Below are 23,756 nucleotides of genomic sequence, written 5' to 3' on the forward strand. Positions count from 1 at the left end.
TCCGTGCAAATATAAGATAAATTTGCAACTAATGCCCTAAATATACCCCTTTTTTTAGAAATAAAGCATCGAATGCAGTAATATTTTATTTAGTGCCTGTTTAAGTTCTGTCGGGAGGGAAGATTTGTTTTCAAGGATATTTCCCCGTCTTTGTGGGAGCATAGCAGGCTATGTGACGCATAAAAACGGGGAGACAGACTGAAAAGAAACTCAAAAACAGGTCAAACCTATATTGAGAATTTATTCAGGAAGAATATAAAACAGGTTCTCAGAATGCTTCTGTCATGTTGAAGTAGAACAGATTTTGCTTGTTCACCATGTTGCGTCCCAGGTCGAGGCGGACGTTCATGCGGGGCTGCACTTCAATGCGGAGACCCACACCCATGTTAGGTAGGACACCTTCTATTTTTCCCGGGTTAGGGCCCATGAATCCGCATCCCGCCCAAGCCACATAGCCCACATGGTTGAGCATGCGCTTCACCCAATTGCCTTTGTCCGTATTGATCATCTGACGATATTCCGCCATGACGACATGTGACGACTTATCACGATATTGGCCCATGTAGTAACCTCGGAGATCGAACGGAGTACCGCTGAGAGCGTATTTGTTGAGAGGGACGTCGCCAAACACGTTTTTCGTTTGTGCCGTCCAGGCAAGCACGCCACGTTTGCGCAGAGTCTTGTATTGGCGGTAGTCTATCTCCAGGCGGTAGAAATTATTGTCGCTTCCCAGGAACTTCTGGTACATCATGCCACGGAAGTCGAGGTACATGCCCCGATAGGCATTGGCGGGCACGTCGCGTGTGTCGTAAGTCAGCAGGAAGCCGACACCGGAACTGAAGTTCTTATAGCCTTTGTCCGTGCCGCCGGCAGCTTTGTAAGAGGGCTGGTCGACAAGGTATTTGGCCGGATCGTACATGTGATCATAGTTAAGGTCGACCTGCGGGCCGGCAAAGAAATTGCTTTCACCCAGGCGGAACAGGAACCAGGGGTTGATCTGTAATCCACTGTATCGGTACTGGCTGGTGGTGTCGCTGCGCACATAATCTTTATTGGTGCTGTAACCGATGCCGTAAAAGTTTTCTTGTGTATTTTTGTAACTGAACTGTCCGAAGATGCGGAAGCGGTCGCCTTTAAAGAATAGTTGCGGCTTGGAGAACAAATTGAGTCCGCCGTTGAACATCAGTGCGATGGCTACAGGTACCACGGAGCGTTGCTGGGTGGTGTCGCTCGGGTTCATACGAAAAGTCATCAAAGCACTTCCGCCAATCAGCAGGCCGAAGTCGGGGGTGTAGCTGGGCCCTCCGAGAATATTGTAATGAAGGTTGCGCCGGGCTACCCGCTGACGCCGCAGTTCACGTTTCGAAAGGGCAGGGGTGCTGTCTTGCTTGGCTGTGTCCGTGTTGAATGTGTTGCCGACGGCTGTCTGTCCGTCTTTTACTGTTGAAATGCCTTTGTCTTGGGCCGTAACGAATGCGGCAGGCATGATCGCCATCAATATACCTATTATATATCTTTTCATTGCTTTGTATGAATATTGGTGCAAAGGAAACTATTTTATTTGGATAAGTTTTCATCCAAATAGATAATAAATCTAAATACTGTGACAAAAGTTCCGGAAAAGGATACTATTTTTGCAAAAGAAAAAGGAGAAGACTCCTTTATTAACCAAATTACTTTACCACATGAATAAACGAATATTATCTGTTTTTGCTCTAAGTGCCGCATTCCTAACCGTATGCGCGCAGCAAGACAAGGGAGGTATCAGTCCGGAAATGCTGAACCAAATCAAACAAAGCTACCAAGGCACGACAACCGACAAAGCCATCCGCAATGCAATCGGTAACAATGACATCCGCAAGCTGGCGCTGAATCAGGACAACCTGAAGGGGATGGATACTCACTTTTCCATCAAAGTTGACTCAAAAGGAATTACAGATCAGAAGTCGTCGGGCCGTTGCTGGCTGTTCACCGGGCTGAACGTGATGCGTGCCAAAGCAATAGCCCGGTATGGACTGGGGTCTTTTGAATTTTCGCAGAACTACAACTTCTTCTGGGATCAGCTGGAGAAGGCCAATCTTTTCCTGCAGGGCGTTATCGATACCCGCGAAAAGCCGATGGATGACAAAATGGTGGAATGGCTCTTCCGCAATCCGCTGAGTGATGGCGGCACGTTTACCGGGGTGGCCGACATTGTCTCTAAATATGGCCTGGTACCCAAAGAGGTGATGCCCGAGACGAACAGTAGTGAGAATACATCGCGCATGGCAGGGCTGATTGCCGAAAAACTGCGTGAGTATGGTCTGCAACTGCGCGACCGCGCCGCAAAGGGGGCCAAACAGCCTGAGCTCGAGAAGGACAAGACGGAGATGCTGGGCACCGTATACCGTATGCTGGTGCTCAACCTGGGCGTTCCTCCCACCGAGTTTACCTGGACACGCAAGGACGAGAAGGGAAATCCGGTGGAGACTGCACAATATACACCGATGTCTTTCCTGGAAAAATATGGTGACAAGAACCTGCTGGATAACTACGTGATGCTGATGAATGATCCGAGTCGCGAATATTATAAATGTTACGAAATTGATTTTGACCGCCACCGCTACGACGGACGTAACTGGACCTACGTCAATCTGCCTGCTGACGAAATCAAGGAGATGGCCATCGCATCACTGAAGGACAGCACAATGATGTATTTCTCGTGCGATGTGGGCAAATTCCTGAACTCGGAGCGAGGATTGCTCGACGTGAACAATTATGATTATGCATCGCTGATGGGAACTACCTTCGGGATGGACAAAAAACAACGCGTGCAGACGTTTGCCAGTGGATCGAGCCATGCCATGACTCTGATGGCGGTAGATGTCAAAGATAATAAACCGGTGAAATGGATGGTCGAAAACAGTTGGGGGGCAACCAACGGCTATCAGGGACATCTGATTATGACGGATGAATGGTTTGATGAATACATGTTCCGCCTGGTAGTGGAGAAGAAATTCGCAACTCCCAAGGTGTTGGAAATCCTGAAGCAGAAACCAATCCGTTTGCCTGCTTGGGACCCGATGTTTGCACCGGAACAGTGAACGCTTTTGAACGATCGGCGATGAACGGTTGTTGAACGGCGAACGGTCAACGGTCGGAAATAAATACGGATTGACCGTCGATGGATGGGCCGGTAATCGGTAACATAGAAATGAAAGGGTGTAGCCATACGGGAAGGAGGGCTACACCCTTTTTGTGTTAAGGCTACACCTTCAGCCCCGTATGGCTACACCCTTTTTTCTTAAAATTATCCCTCAGTGCTGCCGGAGATTGCTTCCTTCCGTCATCTTCTTCTGCTACATCTCTCTGCATCCCTTCGTTATCCATTGTTAACCGTTCCTCGTTTAAAAGCGGTCCCTGTTGATCGTTCCTCGTTCACAAACACTGATCGTTTAGAATTAACCACCGTTAATAGTTCACAGTTAATCACCGTTAACGGTCCATCGTTCAACAACCGTTCATCGTCGATCGTTCAAAACCCTTCCTCGTTTTTTTAGCCTTTTTTATCTATTGATGTTTGTTCAAAGGGTGAATTACGGAGAAATTTCCGTAATTCCTTTCATTTTTCCTCTTTATTCACATTATTATTTATTACTTTTGCGGGCAAATTATGAAACCATTATTTTATATAATCACATGGCAAATGTAATAAAGTTACGTAAAGGCCTTGACATCAACCTGAAAGGAAAAGCTGCTGAAGAGCTCTCAACGGTGAAAGAACCGGGATTCTACGCACTCGTACCCGATGATTTCCCAGGAGTGACTCCGAAGGTGGTGGTGAAAGAGCAGGAATATGTGATGGCCGGGGGACCCTTGTTTATCGACAAGAATCATCCTGAAGTGAAATTTGTTTCGCCCGTTAGCGGCGTTGTAACAAGCGTGGAGCGCGGTGCACGCCGTAAGGTGCTGAACATCGTGGTGGAGGCTGCCGCAGAGCAGGATTACGAAGAATTCGGCAAGAAGGACGTATCCAAACTCGATGGCGAGGCTGTGAAAGCTGCACTCTTGGAAGCTGGTATGTTTGCATTTATGAAACAGCGTCCGTATGACGTGATTGCCGATCCGACAGTCGCTCCGCGGGCTATCTTCATCTCTGCTTTCGACAGCAACCCGCTGGCACCCGATTTCGAATACGTTCTGAAAGGGGAAGAAGCTAATTTCCAGACAGGACTGGATGCCCTGGCTAAAATAGCCAAAACGTATCTGGGTATCAGCATCAAACAAAAATCGACAGCCCTGACACAGGCTAAAAATGTCACAGTAACCGTATTTGACGGACCGAACCCTGCCGGAAATGTAGGGGTACAAATCAATCACGTAGCTCCCGTAGTGAAAGGTGAGACGGTGTGGACTATCGGCGCGGAAGCCGTAATCTTCATCGGACGTTTGTTCAATACCGGACGGGTGGACCTGACTCGTACCGTAGCCGTTACAGGATCTGAAGTGGTGAAACCTGCTTATTGCAAACTGAAAGTCGGCGCACTGCTGACTCATGTGTTTGCCGGAAACGTGACGAAGGACAAAGAGTTGCGTTATATCAGCGGCAATGTGCTGACAGGCAAACAAGTGAAGCCGAACGGATTTCTGGGTGCTTTCGACAGCCAGCTCACAGTGATTCCCGAAGGTGACGACATCCACGAAATGCTGGGATGGATCATGCCCCGTTTCAATCAGTTCAGCGTCAACCGCTCGTATTTCAGCTGGTTGATGGGGAATAAGAAGGAGTATGTGCTCGATGCCCGTATCAAGGGAGGCGAACGCCACATGATTATGTCCGGCGAATACGACAAAGTATTCCCGATGGACATTCTGCCTGAATTCCTGATCAAAGCAATCATTGCCGGGGACATCGACCGCATGGAAGCTCTGGGTATCTACGAAGTGGCGCCCGAAGACTTTGCTTTGTGCGAATTTGTCGACTCTTCGAAACTGGAATTGCAACGCATCGTTCGTGCCGGACTCGATATGCTTCGTGCTGAAATGATGTAATTCATAACACATAATTTATAATTCATAATTAATGAAAGCGTTAAGAAATTATCTCGATAAGATAAAGCCGAACTTTGAAGAGGGCGGCAAACTCCACGCGTTTCGTTCGGTGTTCGATGGCTTCGAAACTTTCCTGTTCGTGCCCAACACCACTTCGAAATCGGGAGCGCACATCCACGACTCGATTGATAGCAAACGTATCATGTCGATTGTGGTTATTTCGTTGATACCGGCTTTGCTGTTCGGTATGTACAACGTAGGTTACCAGCATTTCACTCACACTGGAGCTCAGGGTGGCTTCATCGAAATGTTCATTTACGGTTTCCTGGCCATTCTGCCTAAGATTATCGTATCTTATGTAGTGGGTCTGGGCATTGAGTTCGTGGTGGCACAATGGAAGAAGGAAGAGATTCAGGAAGGATTCCTCGTTTCGGGTATCCTGATCCCGATGATTGTACCGGTAGACTGTCCGTTGTGGATTCTGGCCATAGCCACTGCATTCGCTGTTATTTTTGCGAAAGAAGTGTTCGGAGGTACAGGTATGAACGTGTTCAACGTTGCCCTTGTGACCCGTGCATTCCTGTTCTTCGCTTATCCTACCAAGATGTCGGGTGACGCCGTTTGGGTGGCACAAGACAGCATCTTCGGATTGGGTAACACGGTAGACGGACTGACAGCGGCCACTTCGCTGGGTGTGGCGTCTACTGCTACCGATCCCAATGGCTTCCCGGCTTTCTCGTGGGATATGGTGACCGGTCTGATTCCGGGCTCTATCGGTGAAACCAGTGTGATTGCTATTCTGATTGGTGCCGTTATTCTGCTGTGGACAGGTATCGCAAGCTGGAGAACAATGCTTTCGGTATTCGTTGGCGGTGCATTCATGGGATGGATCTTCAATACTGTAGGTCCCGACACTGCCATGGCTCACATGCCTTGGTACGAACACCTGGTGCTGGGTGGTTTCTGCTTCGGTGCTGTGTTTATGGCTACCGACCCTGTGACATCCGCACGTACGGAAACCGGTAAGTACATCTTCGGATTCCTGATCGGTGCGATGGCCATCATCATCCGCGTGTTGAACCCGGGTTATCCCGAAGGTATGATGCTCGCTATCCTGCTGATGAACATCTTCGCTCCGCTGATCGACTATTGTGTGGTTCAGAGCAACATCAAACTGCGTGAAAAACGCGCCATTAAGTCTAACAATTAAACCGAACAAGAAAGATGAATACAAATAGTAACTCTTATACTATCATTTATGCTTCGGTAATGGTTGTTATCGTGGCATTCCTGCTTGCATTTGTCAGCTCTTCTCTGAAAGACATTCAGAATAAAAACCAGGAGTTGGACACCAAGAAGCAAATTTTGTCTGCACTGAACATCAGAGATGTGAAAGATGCCGATGCTGAATATAATAAATATGTAAAGGGTGACATGCTGATGAATGTGGATGGCACTCTGACAGAAAATACGGATGGTTTCTCTATCAGCTACGAAAAAGAAGCGAAGGAAAACAATCGTTTGCACGTTTTCGTATGTGAGGTAGACGGAGAAACCAAATACGTGGTACCGGTTTACGGTGCCGGTCTTTGGGGCGCTATCTGGGGATATGTGGCTTTGAATGCCGATAAAGACACTGTTTACGGTGTTTATTTCTCGCATGCCAGCGAAACTCCGGGCTTGGGTGCTGAGATTGCGACAACTGCTTTCCAGAATGAATTCTCTGGCAAGAAGGTATTGAAAGACGGACAGGTTGCACTGGCTGTAGAGAAAAACGGTAAGGTGACAGACCCTGCTTATCAGGTTGACGGTATTTCGGGTGGTACAATCACTTCGAAAGGTGTGGACGCCATGATCAAAGCATGTCTGAGCCAGTACGATAAATTTTTAACTAATAATTAAGGAGGAACGATAGAATATGAGCCAATTATTTTCTAAAAAGAATAAAGAAGTATTCGCTACTCCGCTGGGATTGAATAACCCGGTAACCGTGCAGGTGCTCGGTATCTGTTCGGCACTGGCTGTAACGGCCAAACTGGAACCGGCTATCGTGATGGGTCTTTCGGTAACTGTGATTACGGCTTTCTCAAACGTCGTTATCTCTTTGCTGCGTAAGACGATTCCTAACCGTATCCGTATCATCGTACAGTTGGTGGTAGTAGCCGCATTGGTAACTATAGTAAGTGAGGTGCTGAAAGCGTTTGCATACGATGTAAGCGTACAGCTTTCGGTATACGTAGGTCTGATCATTACAAACTGTATCCTGATGGGACGCCTCGAAGCGTTTGCCATGGCAAACGGTCCGTGGGAGTCATTCCTCGACGGTGTAGGTAATGGTCTGGGATATGCCAAGATCCTGATCATCGTGGCTTTCTTCCGCGAGTTGCTCGGATCGGGCACATTGCTCAACTTCCGTATTATCCCTGAATCATTCTATAAGATGGGTTACATCAACAATGGTTTGATGTTGATGCCGCCGATGGCACTGATCATCTGTGCATGTATCATCTGGTATCAGCGCAGCCGCTGCAAAGAACTCCAGGAAAAGTAATACAACCTAAGAAAGTAAAAGAAAAATTATGGAACAATTATTAAGTTTATTTGTCCGCTCCATCTTTGTGGACAACATGATATTCGCCTTCTTCCTGGGTATGTGTTCATATCTGGCTGTGTCGAAGAATGTGAAAACTGCTGTAGGACTGGGTATCGCCGTAACTTTCGTATTGGTGGTTACGTTGCCGGTCAACTACTTGCTTCAAACTAAGGTGCTGGCTGCCAATGCGATCATTGAAGGTGTTGACCTCAGCTTCCTGAGTTTTATTCTCTTTATTGCCGTTATTGCCGGTATCGTGCAGTTGGTAGAAATGGTGGTGGAACGCTTCAGCCCTTCGCTCTACGCTTCACTGGGTATCTTCCTTCCGCTGATCGCCGTTAACTGTGCCATCATGGGTGCTTCACTGTTCATGCAGCAGAGAATCACGATGGATCCGTCGAACCCGCAGGCTATTACCGGCGTGGGCAGTGCTGTAGTATACGCACTCGGTTCCGGTATTGGCTGGTTGCTGGCTATCGTCGGTCTGGCCGCTATCCGCGAAAAGATGGCTTACTCTGATGTTCCCGCTCCGCTGAAAGGTCTGGGCATTACGTTTATCACAGTAGGACTGATGGCTATGGCCTTTATGTGTTTCTCTGGATTGAAATTATAACTAAAGTAAAAAGAATAAAACAATGACGTCTTTAATATTAGCAAGTATCGGAGTCTTCCTTGTGGTGATCATCCTGCTTGTCATTATACTGCTCGTTGCGAAGAGCTATCTTTCTCCTTCGGGCGAGGTTACGATTACGATGAATGGAGAGCAACAACTGAAAACATCTCAGGGTGGTACTCTGCTGGGTACGTTGTCTGCCAACAATGTGTTCCTTTCATCGGCTTGTGGTGGTAAGGGTTCATGCGGACAGTGCCGTTGCCAGGTGCTCGAAGGTGGTGGCGAGATTTTGCCTACCGAAACCGGTTTCTTCTCTCGTAAAGAACAGGCCGATCACTGGCGCCTCGGATGCCAGGTGAAGGTGAAACAGGATATGTCTATCAAGATCGACGAGTCTATCCTGGGTGTGAAAGAGTGGGAGTGCGAGGTGATCTCGAACAAGAACGTGGCTACGTTTATCAAAGAGTTTATCGTGGCTCTGCCTCCGGGCGAACACATGGACTTTGTGCCGGGTTCGTATGCCCAGATCAAGATTCCTACCTTCTCGATGGATTATGATAAGGACATCGACAAGAGCCTGATCGGTGACGAATATCTTCCGGCATGGGAGAAATTCGGTCTGCTCGGCCTGAAGTGCCGCAACGACGAACCGACCATCCGTGCTTATTCTATGGCCAACTATCCGGCTGAGGGTGACCGCATCATGCTGACTGTACGTATCGCTACTCCTCCTTTCAAACCGAAAGATCAGGGACCGGGCTTTATGGATGTGATGCCGGGTATCGCTTCTTCTTACATCTTTACGCTGAAGCCAGGTGACAAGGTGACCATGAGTGGACCTTACGGTGACTTCCACCCGATTCTGGATTCGAAGAACGAAATGATGTGGATCGGTGGTGGTGCAGGTATGGCTCCGTTGCGTGCCCAGATTATGCACTTGACCAAGACGCTGCATATCACTGACCGTACGATGAACTACTTCTACGGTGCCCGTGCACTGAACGAGGTGTTCTATCTGGAAGACTTCCTGCAGATTGAGAAAGACTTCCCGAACTTCAAGTTCCACCTGGCACTCGACCGTCCGGACCCTGCTGCAGACGCAGCCGGTGTGAAGTATACGGCAGGTTTCGTACACAACGTGATTTACGAAACTTATCTGAAGAACCATGAAGCTCCGGAAGACATCGAATACTACATGTGTGGTCCCGGCCCGATGAGTAAAGCTGTCGAGAAGATGCTCGACGATCTCGGTGTTCCGTCTAAGAACTTGATGTTCGATAACTTCGGTGGATAACCCTTCGGAGATCATCATAAAAGAAACTGCTTTCGGGTTGTCCGGAAGCAGTTTCTTTTTATCTTTGTGTCATTATTCAAAAATGTGGAAAAAACAATGAATGGTTTGAAGGATATACTCGAAAGGTTGAAAATAGAACAACTCAATCCGATGCAGGAAGCGTCTGTTGAGGCATTTAATAAAGGTGGCGAAGATTTGATATTACTTTCGCCCACAGGTTCGGGCAAGACCCTGGCCTTTCTGTTGCCGCTGGTCGGCAGTTTGAAGGCCGACGTGAAAGGAGTACAGGCCGTGGTGCTGGTGCCATCACGTGAGTTGGCATTGCAGATAGAGCAGGTGTTCAAGGCGATGGGGACGGAATTCAAGGCGATGAGTTGCTATGGCGGACGTCCGGCGATGGAAGAGCACCGTACGATGAAAGGAATGCAGCCGGCGGTTATCATCGGTACGCCCGGCCGTATGAACGACCATCTCTCCAAGCAGAACTTCGATGCAAGCACAGTGAGTCTGTTGGTGATCGATGAATTTGATAAATGCCTGGAGTTTGGTTTTCAGGAAGAGATGGCAACGGTTATCGGACAGTTGCCCGACTTGAAACGGCGTTTTCTGACTTCGGCAACAGATGCGGAAGAGATTCCGCAATTTACAGGACTGAACCGTACAATAAAGCTTGATTTCCTGACAAACGATGTGGAGGAATCACGTTTGCGGTTGATGAAGGTGGTTTCGCCTGCTAAAGATAAGATAGAGACCCTGTATAAGCTGCTTTGTACGTTGGGAAGCAGTTCGAGTATTGTTTTCTGTAACCACAGGGATGCGGTGGACCGTGTGAGTGCCTTACTAACGGAAAAAGGAGTTTCCAATGAACGCTTTCATGGAGGTATGGAGCAACCGGATCGGGAACGGGCACTGTATAAGTTCCGTAATGGCAGCTGTCCGGTGCTGGTGTCTACGGACCTGGCTGCCCGCGGACTTGATATCCCGGAGGTGGAACATATCATCCATTATCATTTGCCGGTGAACGAAGAAGCCTTTACCCACCGCAATGGCCGTACTGCCCGTTGGGATGCGACGGGTACTTCTTATCTGATACTGAATCCGGAGGAACATGTGCCGGATTATATACCTTCGGAGCTTGAGATCTTCGACTTGCCGGAGAATGCACCCCGTCCGGCTAAACCTCAGTGGGTGACTATTTATATAGGTAAAGGGAAGAAGGACAAATTGAGCAAGATCGACATAGCCGGTTTCCTTTATAAAAAAGGAAATCTGGCACGTGAGGATGTCGGAGCAATCGACGTGAAAGATCATTATGCCTTTGTTGCCGTGCGGCGCCCCAAGATGAAGCAATTGCTGACGCTGATCCGTGGCGAGAAGATCAAAGGGATGAAAACGGTGATCGAGGAGGCGGATTAAACCGGATTTATCGGATAGAGGCGGCAGGGCACTGACACCACAGATTATACCGATTGACACATGACGAATTCACCATGGGTTGCACAGATTGACATGGAACGGATTCACCACAGATTACACCGATTGGCACGGCACTTTCAACTTTATTGCTGATAAGATCAATCATCAATCTGTGTTAATCTGTGAAATCTGTGGTGAAACAGCTTTCCGGTTTCCGGCTCTTCCCGGCTTTAGTCCTTCTTTCTTATAAATATTCACTTTTTAGTCATTCTCTCTTTCATTTCAGAATAGAATATCGTGTAATAATATCAGTTTGAACTTTTTCTACCATCTTGGCATGTATAGATAACAAAATGGTGCATAAATCCTGCATAAACCATTAAAAAGTAAGATAAATGCCCTCTAAGATTGTAATTTTACAGGGAAACGTTTGTTGAGAGGAAATAAATTCGTAAATTCGCCATGTCAGTAGACATAAAATAACGAAATTGTATAACCAAAAACACTCATCAAATGAAAAAGCATAATTTCAGTGCAGGCCCTTCCATTCTCCCTCGCGAAGTAATAGAAGAAACAGCGAAAGCCATTCTCGATTTCAACGGTTCAGGTCTTTCTGTGTTGGAAGTCAGCCATCGTGGCAAGGATTTTCAGGCAGTTATGGATGAAGCCGTTGCTTTGTTTAAGGAAATACTTAACATCCCCGAAGGGTATTCGGTACTTTTCCTGGGCGGTGGTGCCAGTATGCAGTTCTGCATGGTGCCTTACAACTTCCTTGAGAAGAAGGCAGCTTACCTGAACACCGGTGTTTGGGCTAAAAAAGCGATGAAAGAGGCGAAAGGCTTTGGCGAAGTGGTTGAGGTAGCTTCTTCGGCTGATGCGAACTATACGTTTATCCCTAAAGACTTTACCATACCTGCTGATGCTGATTATTTCCATGTGACCACCAACAATACGATTTATGGTACGGAATTGAAGGGAGATCTTGATTCACCGGTTCCGATGGTAGCCGACATGTCTTCTGATATCTTCTCCCGTCCGGTGGACGTTTCGAAGTATATTTGTATCTACGGCGGTGCTCAGAAGAATCTGGCTCCCTCCGGCGTTACATTCGTCATAGTAAAAGACGATGCGGTAGGCAAGGTGTCACGTTACATCCCGAGCATGCTGAATTATAAGACCCATATCGACGGCGGTTCCATGTTTAACACACCTCCCGTATTGCCTATCTATTCCGCCATGCAGACTTTGCGCTGGATCAAGGCTCAGGGTGGCGTCAAAGAGATGGATCGCCGGGCTACCGAGAAGGCAGACATGCTGTATGCCGAGATAGATCGCAACAAGATGTTTGTAGGGACAGCTGCTAAGGAGGACCGTTCGCGTATGAATATCTGCTTTGTGATGGCACCGGAATATAAGGATCTGGAAGCCGATTTCCTGAAGTTCGCTACGGATAAAGGAATGTCCGGCATCAAAGGGCACCGCTCGGTGGGTGGCTTCCGTGCATCTTGCTACAATGCAATGCCGAAAGAGAGCGTACAGGCATTGATTGACTGCATGCAGGAATTTGAGAAACTTCATTAATAATGTGATTTCACCACAGAGCATACGGAAAGGATACAGGGCTCTCTTGAATGACGGCATTTGGTGTCTGCGGTATCCTCTGTGGTGAATTCTCCCAAAATAGAATAAGAGAAATGAAAGTACTTGTTGCAACCGAAAAGCCATTTGCCAAGATTGCGGTGGATGGCATCAAGAAAGAAATAGAAGGAGCCGGATTTGAATTGGTTCTGCTTGAGAAATATACAGATAAAGCCCAACTGCTTGACGCAGTGAAAGATGCGAATGCCATTATTATCCGTAGTGACATCATCGACGCCGAGGTGCTCGATGCAGCGAAAGAGTTGAAAATAGTAGTTCGTGCCGGTGCCGGATACGATAATGTAGACCTGAATGCAGCCACTGCACACGGTGTATGTGTGATGAATACTCCGGGACAGAACTCGAATGCTGTAGCCGAGTTGGTGTTTGGCCTGCTTGTTTATGCTGTCCGTAACTTCTATAACGGAACATCGGGTACGGAGTTGATGGGAAAGAAACTGGGTATCCACGCATACGGTAATGTAGGACGCAATGTGGCGCGTATTGCCAAGGGATTCGGTATGGAACTCTATGCTTATGACGCTTTCTGCCCGAAAGATGTGATAGAGAAAGATGGGGTGAAAGCCGTCGACTCTGCCGAAGAGCTTTATAAGACCTGTAACATCGTCTCACTGCACATTCCCGCTACAGCCGAAACGAAAAACTCCATCAATCATGATCTGCTGGCCAATATGCCGAAAGGGGCTATCCTGGTTAATACGGCCCGCAAAGAAGTGATCAATGAAGACGAATTGATCCAGTTGATGGAGGAACGGCCGGACTTTAAATACATCACAGACATCATGCCTGCGGCCAATACGAAGTTCGCCGAACTCTTTGCCGGACGTTATTTCTCGACTCCGAAGAAGATGGGAGCACAGACGGCCGAGGCGAATATCAATGCCGGTATTGCAGCTGCACGGCAGATTGTGGGTTTCCTGAAAGAGGGTTGTGAAAAGTTTAGAGTGAATAAGTAATCTGCAGTTCTTATGGCAACAATAAAACCATTTAAAGGCATCCGTCCTCCGCAGGACTTGGTAGAACAGGTCGCTTCACGTCCGTATGACGTGCTGAATTCAGAAGAGGCTCGTGCAGAGGCTGCCGGGAACGATAAATCATTGTACCACATCATTAAACCGGAAATAGACTTTCCCGTCGGGACAGATGAACATGATGAGAAGGTGTATGCGAAAGCGGCAGAGAATTTCCGTCTGTTCCGTGACAAAGGATGGCTGGTGCAGGATGACAAAGAGAATTATTATATCTATGCCCAGACCATGAATGGCAAGACACAGTATGGGCTGGTGGTGGGTGCTTACGTGCCCGATTATATGAACGGTGTCATCAAAAAGCACGAACTCACCCGGCGTGACAAGGAAGAAGACCGCATGAAGCATGTCCGTGTGAACAATGCCAACATCGAACCGGTGTTCTTTGCTTATCCCGACAATGCGGTGCTCGATGCCATTATCCGCAAGTATACGGCTCAAAAGCCGGTATACGATTTTATTGCTCCCGGTGACGGATTCGGACACACTTTCTGGGTGATCGACAACAGCGAAGACATTGCTGTCATCACCAAGGAGTTTGCTGCCATGCCGGCGCTTTATATCGCCGACGGGCATCATCGTTCGGCTGCCGCTGCTCTGGTAGGGGCCGAAAAGGCAAAGCAGAATCCTAATCATCGCGGAGACGAAGAATACAACTATTTCATGGCCGTATGTTTCCCCGCCAATCAGTTGACTATTATCGACTACAACCGGGTGGTGAAAGATCTCAATGGCTTGACGCCTGCCGAATTTCTGACTGCCCTTGAAAAGAATTTTGAGATCGAAGAGAAAGGTAAAGAGATTTATAAACCCAATGCGTTGCATAACTTTGCGCTCTATCTGGATGGCAAATGGTATAGCCTGACAGCCAAACCGGGTACTTATGACGACAATGATCCTATAGGTGTATTGGATGTGACCATCTCTTCCAACCTGATTCTGGACGAAATTCTGGGAATCAAGGATCTGCGTTCGGATCGCCGGATTGACTTTGTAGGGGGAATTCGCGGCTTGGGCGAATTGAGCAGACGGGTTGACAGCGGCGAAATGAAAGTGGCTTTGGCACTTTATCCTGTTTCGATGAAGCAATTGATGGATATTGCCGATACAGGAAACATTATGCCTCCGAAGACTACCTGGTTCGAACCGAAACTGCGTTCCGGGCTGGTGATACACGAGCTCGAATAAAAAGAGATCCGATACCGGATTGAGGAGTGTTTGGGTATGGAAAACAGAGGAGGGGATGTACCCAAACTCGTTATTCACCACAAATTGCATGGACTTATACAGGTAAATTATTGGTTGTCAGTAAATTGATGCCGTTCTGTGTTAATCCGTGTAATTTGTGGTGAACTCGTTTTGTGTTTCGGACTATTCAAATATGTACGTTTTTCCGTATCTTTGCCGCCGAAGTAATTATTATCAGGAAACAGATATGGGACGAAAAGAAGAATACAAATTGCAGAACGAACAATTCATGCAGACATTACGCACCGAAGCGGATGTACACGAATTGCCATGCGGCATATTATATAAGGTTTTGGAGGAAGGTACCGGCGCAGCCACGCCCCGTTCCAACAGTGTGGTGTCGGTTCATTACAAGGGCACTCTTATCAATGGACGTGAATTTGATAATTCCTGGAAGCGGAACTGTCCCGAAGCTTTTCGTCTGAACGAGGTTATCGAAGGATGGCAGATTGCTCTGCAAAAGATGCGGGTGGGAGATCACTGGATCGTCTACATCCCTTATAATATGGGCTATGGCACACGTACCAGTGGCCCGATTCCGGCTTTTTCAACTTTGATTTTCGAGGTACAATTACTGGGTATAGCTTGAACCATCAAAAAAAAGATTCCGGATATCATGACAGAAGACACCTATAAGACCATCACTGAAGTCTCGGAGGGAACATATACCGAGAAACGAAGCAAATTTATTGCCATCGCTCTCCCGGTTCGTACCTTGGAAGAGATTAAAGTGCATCTGGAGGCGTACCAGAAGAAATACTATGATGCCCGCCACGTCTGCTATGCCTATATGCTGGGACACGAGCGGAAGAATTTTCGTGCCAACGATAACGGAGAGCCGTCGGGTACTGCCGGCAAACCGATTCTGGGACAGATCAACTCGAACGAACTGACGGATATACTGATTATTGTGGTCCGTTATTTCGGAGGGATCAAGTTGGGCACTAGTGGACTGATTGTGGCCTATAAGGCCGCCGCCGCCGAGGCCATCGCTGCCTGCACCATTGTAGAGAAAACTGTGGACGAGGAAGTAACCGTACTTTTCGAGTATCCTTTTATGAACGATGTCATGCGGATTGTAAAGGAGGAGGAACCGGAGATTCTGTCTCAGTCGTATGATATGGATTGCAGCATGACGCTTCGTATCCGGCAGTCGGCAATGCCCCGTTTAAGGTCCCGGCTGGAGAAAGTGGAGACTGCCCGCATTGCAGATGAACAGGAAGGAAATGGATAGTAGAGATAGGGGGGCGTCGGAACTCTGTGATGAATGATGACACACCTCTCCGAAATAATAAAAAAAAGATAGATAGAATGGCATTTGAAGCAACAAAAAGAGAATGGAGCGAGTTGTACGCCTTTTTCCGTCTGCTGGCGGATGGAAAAGTATCGCTTGGAACTCCGCAGGCAAAGAAAGAAGATGAAAAGTACCGGCCCATTGCAATGATCCAGCGTGAAGAGCATGATGGCACCCGGCGTTACTATATTGAAGAAGAGGTCATCCGGATGGAAGGTGAGAAGGTGGAGAAAAGTATTCCCCGTGAGGACTTTGCAACAGTGGCGGACCTGATTCTGGACGCGCTTAAAAATTCTTCGGCGGATGAAGTTACGTCACCCGACGGGGTGGAGGAGTTCCTGGACGAGGCAGGTATCTTTGATCTGGAAGCCCGGACGGAGGACCGTACCGACTTCTCGATTGCTTTCTGGCATCCTGAGGCTCCGTTGGCGGGTTTCAATGTCCGTTCGCGTCTCAGTGCGATGAATCCGCTGTTGGATGGTGGACGTGCGGCGAACCTGAAGTTGGAGCAGTCCGGTATCAAGTTTGCCACTCCGACCGTCAATAAGATTAATGCCCTCCCTGAATCACCCACGGAGGTGGCCGAGCGTATGATGATGATCGAGCGTCTGGGAGGTGTGCTGAAGTATTCGGACGTAGCGGACCGTGTGTTCCGTTGCAATTTGCTGATGATCGATCTGCACTTCCCCCGTGTGCTGGCAGAGATGGTGCGTATGATGCACCTGGACGGCATCACACGCGTCAGTGAACTGACCGAACAGATGAAGATCATAAATCCTCTCAAGATAAAAGAGGAACTGATCAGCAAGCATGGCTTTTACGAGTTTAAAATGAAGCAGTTTCTGCTGGTACTTGCCTTGGGTATGCGTCCGGCCAAAATATACAATGGGACCGATTCGGCAGTTGAGGGTATATTGCTGGTCGATGGCAAAGGTGAGGTACTGTGCTATCATAAATCGGAAAAGAAAACATTTGAGGACTTTCTTTATCTGAATTCGCGTCTCGAAAAGGGATCGGTTGATAAAGACAAGTATGGCTTCCTCGAGAGAGAGAACGGAGTGTATTATTTCAAACTGAATGTAAAGATTGGGTTGATTAAAAGATAAATCCGATTGGCAGGAGAATAGATAATGAAGACAAATGAAGTTTTAGAGACCATTAAGGCACGGCGTAGTGTACATGCGTATGATCGAAAGCAGATTCCGGCAGATGACTTGAACGCCATCCTGGAAGCGGGTGCTTACGCGCCGAGCGGCATGCATTATGAAACGTGGCATTTTACTGCCGTCCGTAATACGGTGAAACTGGAAGAACTGAATGAACGGATCAAAGGGGCATTTGCCAAAAGTGATGACAAGCATCTTCGGGAACGGGGGCACAGTGAGACGTATTGCTGTTACTATCATGCCCCAACCTTGGTCATCGTGTCCAATGAACCCAAGCAATGGTGGGCCGGGATGGATTGTGCCTGTGCTATCGAGAATATGTTTCTGGCAGCCACTTCACTGGGCATCGCTTCCTGTTGGATCAATCAGCTCGGTACGACCTGTGATGATCCGGAGGTACGGGCCTATCTGACTTCTCTCGGAGTGCCCGAAAATCATAAAGTTTATGGTTGCGTAGCTTTGGGATATAAAGCGGAAGGCGCATTGTTGAAAGAAAAGACAGTTAAAGCCGGTACGATAACCATCGTGGAATAGGATATTAAGATTCACCACAGAGAGTTTCACAGAGTTTAAATTGACCACAGAGTCTCACAGAGTTTATCTTTTATGATTTCTACTCTGTGATACTCCGTGCTACTCTGTGGTGAATCGTGAATCAGTTGTTGCTTAGCTTACTTCAGTCGAAGCAGCCGTAGCATGTGGGCAGCAGTTTGCGGTCGCCCAGCGTATTATCTACACGGGCTACATTTACCCAGAACTTATTCTCACGCACACTCTCTATCGGATATGCGGCTTTTTCACGCGTATAGCAGTGTTCCCACTGATCGCTTACTACTTCATATTCAGGGTGCGGAGCATTTATCAGTACATTGTCTTCCTTATCGGCTTCACCGTTTTTCACTTCCTGAATTTCATTCCAGATGGTCAACATCGTAAGGACGAAGTTATCCAGTTCGGAGAGGCTTTCGCTTTCAGTGGGCTCGATCATCAGTGTGCCGTGCACGGGGAAGGAGAGGGTAGGAGCATGATAGCCGTAGTCCATCAGGCGTTTGGCAATATCATTTTCGCTGATACCGGTTTCTTCGTATACCTTGCGACATTCCAGAATCATCTCGTGTCCCACAAAGCCGTTGGCTCCCCGGTATACAATGCCATACGTATCTTTCAGGCAAGCAGCCAGATAGTTTGCATTGAGAATGGCTGTCTTGGTTGCCATTGTCAGTCCTTCGGCACCCATCATACGGATATAGCCGTAGGTGATAGGCAGAATACCGGCACTGCCAAACGGTGCGGCGGATACTTCGTTCTGTGAGTTGCCAAACAGTCCGTGTCCCGGAAGGAACGGTACCAGATGTTCCGCTACACAGATCGGACCTACGCCGGGGCCGCCTCCTCCGTGGGGAGATGCAAAGGTTTTATGCAGATTCAGGTGACAGACGTCCGCTCCGATAAATCCCGGATTCGTCAGTCCTACCTGTGCATTCATGTTGGCTCCATCCATATATACCTGAGCTCCACAGGCGTGAATGATTTGGCAGATCTCTACGATTTCCGTTTCAAAGATACCGTGTGTCGAGGGATAGGTGATCATCAGTGCGGCCAGGTCATCCTTATTTTCTTCAGCTTTGGCACGGAGGTCATCCATATCTACGTTTCCATGTTCGTCACATGCACAAGTTACAGTGGTGAATCCGGCCTGGATGGCTGATGCGGGATTGGTGCCGTGTGCAGATGCGGGGATCAATACTTTGTTGCGGTGTCCTTGTCCGATGCTTTCAAGATAGGCACGGATGGTGCGCAGACCGGCATACTCACCGGCAGCACCGGAATTGGGTTGCAGGCTTACTCCGGCAAATCCGGTGATGACTTTCAGCTCTTCACTCAGGTTGTGAATCAGTTCGCGGTATCCGGCCGCCTGATCCTCCGGAACAAGCGGGTGCATGCACATAAACTCAGCACAGCTCAGAGGTAACATTTCGGCTGCCGCATTCAGTTTCATGGTGCAGGAACCGAGTGAAATCATCGATTGTGCCAATGAAATATCCTTCCGGTCGAGACGCTTGATGTAGCGCATCATTTCCGTTTCGGTATGATATTTAGAGAATACTTCGTGTGTGAGGTAAGGGGTCTGGCGTTTCAATTCCTCGCTGATGATAGTTGCTTCGGGGATGTCATCCACTTTCTGGAAGTCTTTTCCAGCAGCGATGGCAAAGATAGACAGTAGAATGTTGGCAGCTGCTACGTCGGTTGTTTCGTCAATACTCAGTCCCACGTCTCCATTATCAAAATAGCGCAGGTTCACCTCTTTGCTCAGAGCGATGGTGCGAATCTGCTGTGCCGATACGCTGTCGGGCAAAATGAACCGGAGGGTATCGAAATACTGTCTGTTCACTTGCTTGAATCCCAGTTTACCGATACTCTTTTCCAGGAAAACGGTAATGCTATGGATGCGTGAAGCGATGTTACGGATACCTTCCTGTCCGTGATAGACGGTATAGAATCCTGCCATGGTAGCGAGCAGTGCCTGAGCGGTACAGATATTGGAAGTCGCTTTTTCCCGTTTGATATGCTGTTCGCGTGTCTGGAGTGCCATGCGGTAACAGAGTTTGCCATATTTATCTTTCGACCATCCGATGATACGTCCCGGCATGTTGCGTTTGTATTCGTCGCGGGTAGCGAAATAACCGGCCGAAGGACCACCGTAGAACATGGGAGTACCCAAACGTTGTGTGGTACCGAATACAATGTCCGCTCCCCATTCGCCCGGAGGGGTAAGTAGTGCAAGACTCAGGATATCGGCAGCCACAGCTACCTTGCAGTTGGCTGTATGTGCTTTTTCGGTAAATTCGCGGTAGTCTTCCGCATTACCGTTTGCATTGGGATATTGCAGGACGCAGGCAAAGAGGTCATCTGTAAATTCAAGATCCCGGAACTTTCCGGTACGGATTTCAATGCCTTGCGGGATGGCGCGAGTGGTGATGACCGCCAAGGTCTGCGGGAAGATATTTTCGTCGATAAACACCACGTTGGCTCCCGCCTTCTGCTGGTTGCGTGAACGCAAGCCATACATCATCGTCACAGCTTCGGCGGCAGCGGTGGCTTCGTCCAGCAGTGAACAGTTGGCCAAGGGCATGGCGGTCAGGTCACATACGGCAGTTTGGAAGTTCATCAGGGCTTCCAGTCTTCCTTGCGAAACTTCTGTCTGGTAAGGAGTATAAGAAGTATACCAGACCGGATTCTCGAATACATTTCGCTGGATGACTGCCGGGGTGATCGTGTTGTACCATCCCATACCGATATAAGTGGTGAACAGTTTGTTTTTGCCTGCCAGTTCAGCGATGTGGCGGGCAAACTCGTATTCGGTCATCGGTGCGGGTAGTGCCAGAGGTGCTTTGAGCCGGATGTTGGCCGGAATGGTTTTATCGATCAGTTCGTCGAGCGAAGCAACTCCAATTTTCCGGAGCATTACTTCGGCATCCGCTTTGTTGACGCCGATGTGGCGGCAGGCTAATAAATCGGTTTTCATGTTATTAATGATTTATTTATAATAAGGTTTGTTGATAATCTCTTACCTGAAGAACGGATTTTCCGCCTTCTCTATTCCGATGGTAGTCGGTGCTCCGTGCCCCGGATATACGATTGTTTCGTTGGGGAGGACGAACAGGCGGCTGCAGATATGCTCTTTCAGTTCATCAAAGTTGCCTCCGGCCAGGTCGGCCCGTCCGATGCTTCCCTGAAACAGCACATCGCCCGAAAACATACAGTTGTCAGCCCGGCAGTAATAGACAAGGCTTCCGGGAGAGTGTCCCGGTACATGGATTGCTTCCAGTGTTGTGTTTCCGAAGGTGATGATGTCTCCGTCATGGAGATATTTTCCCAGTGGGACGGGTGCTTCATTCAGTTGAAAACCGAACATGCGACTCTGTTTGGGGGCTTCGTCTATCCAGTACTCGTCGGCCTGATTGGCTTCGGCAGACAGCCCGAACTCGCGAAGCATGAATGGATTTCCGAAAATGTGATCCAGATGCAGGTGAGTGTTCAGCAGATGTTTTATGTTCAGATTGTTGGTGACGATGAAGTTCTTTAAAGCTTGTTTCTCTTCGTCATAAAAGCAGCCCGGATCTATCACGACTGCCTCGTTCGTTTCGTCCCATAAAACGTAGCAGTTTACGGGAAACATATTGAACTCAAATCTCTTAATTTTCATGACTATGTTGTTTGATCGTTTAAATCGTTACATATACCACTTTCTTGGTTTGAAAGAACTCCTCATCGAAATCTTCATTCAGGTTATGCATACTTGTCTTATGCTTAAACGGCATCGCCTCGTGTTCCAGTTCGCCTCCTTTCAGGCAGATAAGTCCGTTGGGGAGAGCATTTTGCTGTTTGGGCGAGATGTTTTTCCGGATAATCTTTATCAGGTCGGCCAGGGGCATCACGGCACGGCTGACAACGAAGTCGAATGTTTGTTTCTCTTCTTCGGCCCGTGCATGGCGGAAAGTGACATTTTTAAGTCCGATGGCATTGGCTACCTCGGTTGCCACACGTACTTTCTTGCCGATGCTGTCCACCAGATGGAATTTCGTGTCCGGAAAAAGAATGGCCAACGGTATTCCGGGGAATCCTCCTCCGGTACCGAGATCCATGACACTGCTGCCGGCCCGGAAACGGATGATGCGGGCGATACCCAGCGAATGAAGCACATGGTGTTCGTACAGATTCTCGATATCCTTGCGTGAGATTACGTTGATTTTAGAATTCCAGTCAATGTAAAGTTCGTAAAGCGCAGCGAATTGTTTGCGTTGCTCTTCCGTCAAGTCGGGAAAGTATTTAAGAAGAAGCTTCACTCCGTTTTCCCCTCCGGCAGAGGGGAGGGAGGAAGTTTGTTCTGTTGTATTCATAAGGTTGTAATATATCTGTATTTTAATAATAAAGTTAGATTATTTTGATTTCATCTCTCCGATGATCGGGTTGCTGCCCAGCATGTGTTCCATCATTTCGTATGGAATCTTAATTTCTACCGGTCCCATGGCATACGGGGTGATATCATATACATTATAATAAAAGGTGATGCCGTCTTTGTCCAGATAGAAGTTTTCCGTCGGGGCAATATCTCCGGTAGAGCCGTAACCCATATCTTCGAGTGCTTCATGCGTTGTCACTTTCTTGTCCGCCATCAACTGATTCCACAGCAAGTCGGTCAGTGCTTCCTTATAATCACCAGTGAAAATATCATCCAGCTTCAGCGGACGCAGGTTTATCAGGTCCATATTCAGGAAAGTTGTCATGTAAATGCCGTGTGCGCCTCCGGTATATTCATTGTAGTTAATGCGATAGACCAACAGATTCTTATAATAAAGTTGCACGTGGCTTTCTATCCCTTTATAGTATGAGTACCATGCACCGATGGAGCCTTCACTCTCTTTGTTCTTTTCGTCTTCGGCATACATCGGTTCGAGGTCTGTGCGATATTCTTTTACGTAATGTTCGGTGTACTCCTTGACCACCTGCGCCGGTTTCTCTCCGATATATCCTTCACCGAAGCAGGCGGCTATAAAGTAGCTGTTCAGGCTGTCTTTCAGTTTATTGTCCGTCGACTTCACCGGATAGGCGAAATTGATGGTCAGATTACATGCCGGTTTTGCGGTATCTCCGAAGAGATGTGCTGTTTCGTTTACCTGTATACTGTCGAATTCCAGTGCACCGGTATTCTTGTTCATCTTGTCACCGCAAGAAAATAAAAAGCCACTTGTAGCAAGTATTATCGCAAGCAGGCTGACATATTGTTTTTTCATAAGGGGTTCTTCTTTAAATTCAACATTTATATAATCGTTCACTATCGACAAATATAGTTCATATTAGTGAATCGACAGCATAAAAAAAGAAAAAAGAATGTGGCAGGCTGGTTAAATCTGCTTATCTTTGCAACCGTTATGAAGAGATTCCGCTATATACTTGCCGTTATTCTTTCTCTCCTTATAGTATATGTAGGAGCGGGAGTCTCTGTTGCCCAATATTGTTGCAGTGGTTGTGAAACGGCCAATTGTTGCTGTGCCGACAAATGCGGCTTCTGTGGTAAGTTTGACTTTGAGTTCCATAAATCATGCCGGGGCGAGGGATGTACGGCGACCATCTATAAGCTTGATCTGGTAAAGCAGGCATTCGAATCCTCTGTTCCTGCTCCTGTCAGCTTGTTGCTTTGTGACCAGGTATCGGACTTGCTATGCGCTCTTTTCCGCGATGAGGTGTTGGATCCTCCTTATGTGATACCGCCACCCAAGACAAGTTCCCGGCATTATCTGGCTCTTTATTCTACTTTGCTTATTTAGTTTCTTCGATTTTTATTGTTTGGATTGCATCGCAGATTGCACTGGCTTTCACCGTTTAAGGATTGATTCCGTAGATTGTTGGAGC

Annotated in this window: 22 protein-coding genes; 16 read left to right on the forward strand and 6 right to left on the reverse strand. The window is 47.8% G+C overall.

The window, feature by feature from the left end:
* Positions 1–268 precede the first annotated feature (268 nt).
* A complete protein-coding gene (locus BSHG_RS07990; protein WP_008768498.1) occupies positions 269–1,522 on the reverse strand; it encodes a BamA/TamA family outer membrane protein in 1,254 nt (417 codons plus the stop codon).
* Positions 1,523–1,685: 163 nt separating this feature from the next.
* On the opposite strand from BSHG_RS07990, the gene BSHG_RS07985 reads away from it, so the two are divergent.
* Positions 1,686–3,083 carry a C1 family peptidase gene (locus tag BSHG_RS07985; RefSeq protein WP_008659919.1) on the forward strand — a complete coding sequence of 466 codons (1,398 nt, stop codon included), beginning with the start codon at positions 1,686–1,688 and terminating at the stop codon, positions 3,081–3,083.
* A gap of 163 nt (positions 3,084–3,246) precedes the next feature.
* Here BSHG_RS07985 and BSHG_RS23665 read toward each other — a convergent pair whose 3' ends face one another.
* Positions 3,247–3,369, reverse strand: a complete 123-nt coding sequence (locus tag BSHG_RS23665) for a hypothetical protein (protein ID WP_255344003.1) — start codon at positions 3,367–3,369, stop codon at positions 3,247–3,249.
* A 309-nt stretch (positions 3,370–3,678) separates the two neighbouring features.
* Between BSHG_RS23665 and BSHG_RS07980 the strand changes: the two genes are divergently transcribed.
* From BSHG_RS07980 to BSHG_RS07915, 14 genes are all read left to right on the forward strand, one after another.
* A complete protein-coding gene (locus tag BSHG_RS07980) occupies positions 3,679–5,031 on the forward strand; it encodes a Na(+)-translocating NADH-quinone reductase subunit A (protein ID WP_005787198.1) in 1,353 nt (450 codons plus the stop codon).
* Between the two features lie 31 nt (positions 5,032–5,062).
* The gene (locus BSHG_RS07975) at positions 5,063–6,241 is read left to right on the forward strand and encodes an NADH:ubiquinone reductase (Na(+)-transporting) subunit B (RefSeq protein WP_005787201.1); all 1,179 of its coding nucleotides are present in this window, start codon (positions 5,063–5,065) and stop codon (positions 6,239–6,241) included.
* Between the two features lie 14 nt (positions 6,242–6,255).
* A complete protein-coding gene (locus BSHG_RS07970; RefSeq protein WP_005800146.1) occupies positions 6,256–6,933 on the forward strand; it encodes a Na(+)-translocating NADH-quinone reductase subunit C in 678 nt (225 codons plus the stop codon).
* Positions 6,934–6,949: 16 nt separating this feature from the next.
* A complete protein-coding gene (locus tag BSHG_RS07965; RefSeq protein ID WP_005787205.1) occupies positions 6,950–7,582 on the forward strand; it encodes an NADH:ubiquinone reductase (Na(+)-transporting) subunit D in 633 nt (210 codons plus the stop codon).
* 28 nt (positions 7,583–7,610) lie between these two features.
* Complete coding sequence (nqrE, locus tag BSHG_RS07960) at positions 7,611–8,237, forward strand: NADH:ubiquinone reductase (Na(+)-transporting) subunit E (RefSeq protein ID WP_005787208.1); 627 nt, start codon at positions 7,611–7,613, stop codon at positions 8,235–8,237.
* A 22-nt stretch (positions 8,238–8,259) separates the two neighbouring features.
* The gene (gene nqrF / locus BSHG_RS07955) at positions 8,260–9,531 is read left to right on the forward strand and encodes an NADH:ubiquinone reductase (Na(+)-transporting) subunit F (RefSeq protein WP_005787210.1); all 1,272 of its coding nucleotides are present in this window, start codon (positions 8,260–8,262) and stop codon (positions 9,529–9,531) included.
* Positions 9,532–9,627: 96 nt separating this feature from the next.
* Positions 9,628–10,947: a DEAD/DEAH box helicase gene (locus tag BSHG_RS07950; RefSeq protein ID WP_008659921.1), complete on the forward strand. Its 1,320-nt coding sequence runs from the start codon at positions 9,628–9,630 to the stop codon at positions 10,945–10,947.
* Positions 10,948–11,460: 513 nt separating this feature from the next.
* A complete protein-coding gene (gene serC / locus BSHG_RS07945) occupies positions 11,461–12,528 on the forward strand; it encodes a 3-phosphoserine/phosphohydroxythreonine transaminase (protein ID WP_005794503.1) in 1,068 nt (355 codons plus the stop codon).
* Positions 12,529–12,641: 113 nt separating this feature from the next.
* Complete coding sequence (locus tag BSHG_RS07940; RefSeq protein ID WP_008659922.1) at positions 12,642–13,562, forward strand: NAD(P)-dependent oxidoreductase; 921 nt, start codon at positions 12,642–12,644, stop codon at positions 13,560–13,562.
* Between the two features lie 12 nt (positions 13,563–13,574).
* A complete protein-coding gene (locus BSHG_RS07935; protein ID WP_005787217.1) occupies positions 13,575–14,822 on the forward strand; it encodes a DUF1015 domain-containing protein in 1,248 nt (415 codons plus the stop codon).
* Positions 14,823–15,069: 247 nt separating this feature from the next.
* On the forward strand, positions 15,070–15,471 hold the full coding sequence (locus tag BSHG_RS07930) for an FKBP-type peptidyl-prolyl cis-trans isomerase (protein WP_005787219.1): 402 nt from the start codon (positions 15,070–15,072) through the stop codon (positions 15,469–15,471).
* A 27-nt stretch (positions 15,472–15,498) separates the two neighbouring features.
* Entirely contained in the window at positions 15,499–16,116 is a 618-nt protein-coding gene (locus BSHG_RS07925) for an IMPACT family protein (RefSeq protein WP_005787221.1), read from the forward strand.
* A 77-nt stretch (positions 16,117–16,193) separates the two neighbouring features.
* Positions 16,194–17,282: an HpaII family restriction endonuclease gene (locus tag BSHG_RS07920; RefSeq protein ID WP_008659927.1), complete on the forward strand. Its 1,089-nt coding sequence runs from the start codon at positions 16,194–16,196 to the stop codon at positions 17,280–17,282.
* A gap of 24 nt (positions 17,283–17,306) precedes the next feature.
* Positions 17,307–17,876, forward strand: coding sequence for a nitroreductase family protein (locus BSHG_RS07915; RefSeq protein ID WP_008659929.1), 570 nt, complete (start codon positions 17,307–17,309; stop codon positions 17,874–17,876).
* A 142-nt stretch (positions 17,877–18,018) separates the two neighbouring features.
* Here the strand turns inward: BSHG_RS07915 and gcvP are convergent, their stop codons facing one another.
* From gcvP to BSHG_RS07895, 4 genes are all read right to left on the reverse strand, one after another.
* Positions 18,019–20,868 (reverse strand): aminomethyl-transferring glycine dehydrogenase, encoded by a 2,850-nt coding sequence (gene gcvP / locus BSHG_RS07910; protein WP_005817855.1) that lies wholly within the window; start codon positions 20,866–20,868, stop codon positions 18,019–18,021.
* Positions 20,869–20,910: 42 nt separating this feature from the next.
* A complete protein-coding gene (locus tag BSHG_RS07905; protein WP_005787229.1) occupies positions 20,911–21,549 on the reverse strand; it encodes an MBL fold metallo-hydrolase in 639 nt (212 codons plus the stop codon).
* Between the two features lie 19 nt (positions 21,550–21,568).
* The gene (gene rsmG, locus BSHG_RS07900; protein ID WP_010992836.1) at positions 21,569–22,189 is read right to left on the reverse strand and encodes a 16S rRNA (guanine(527)-N(7))-methyltransferase RsmG; all 621 of its coding nucleotides are present in this window, start codon (positions 22,187–22,189) and stop codon (positions 21,569–21,571) included.
* Between the two features lie 93 nt (positions 22,190–22,282).
* The gene (locus BSHG_RS07895) at positions 22,283–23,137 is read right to left on the reverse strand and encodes an RsiV family protein (protein ID WP_005787233.1); all 855 of its coding nucleotides are present in this window, start codon (positions 23,135–23,137) and stop codon (positions 22,283–22,285) included.
* A gap of 138 nt (positions 23,138–23,275) precedes the next feature.
* Between BSHG_RS07895 and BSHG_RS07890 the strand changes: the two genes are divergently transcribed.
* On the forward strand, positions 23,276–23,671 hold the full coding sequence (locus BSHG_RS07890) for a hypothetical protein (protein WP_008768506.1): 396 nt from the start codon (positions 23,276–23,278) through the stop codon (positions 23,669–23,671).
* Positions 23,672–23,756 lie beyond the last annotated feature (85 nt).

Source organism: Bacteroides sp. 3_2_5 (assembly GCF_000159855.2).
Taxonomy (GTDB): Bacteria; Bacteroidota; Bacteroidia; order Bacteroidales; family Bacteroidaceae; genus Bacteroides; species Bacteroides fragilis.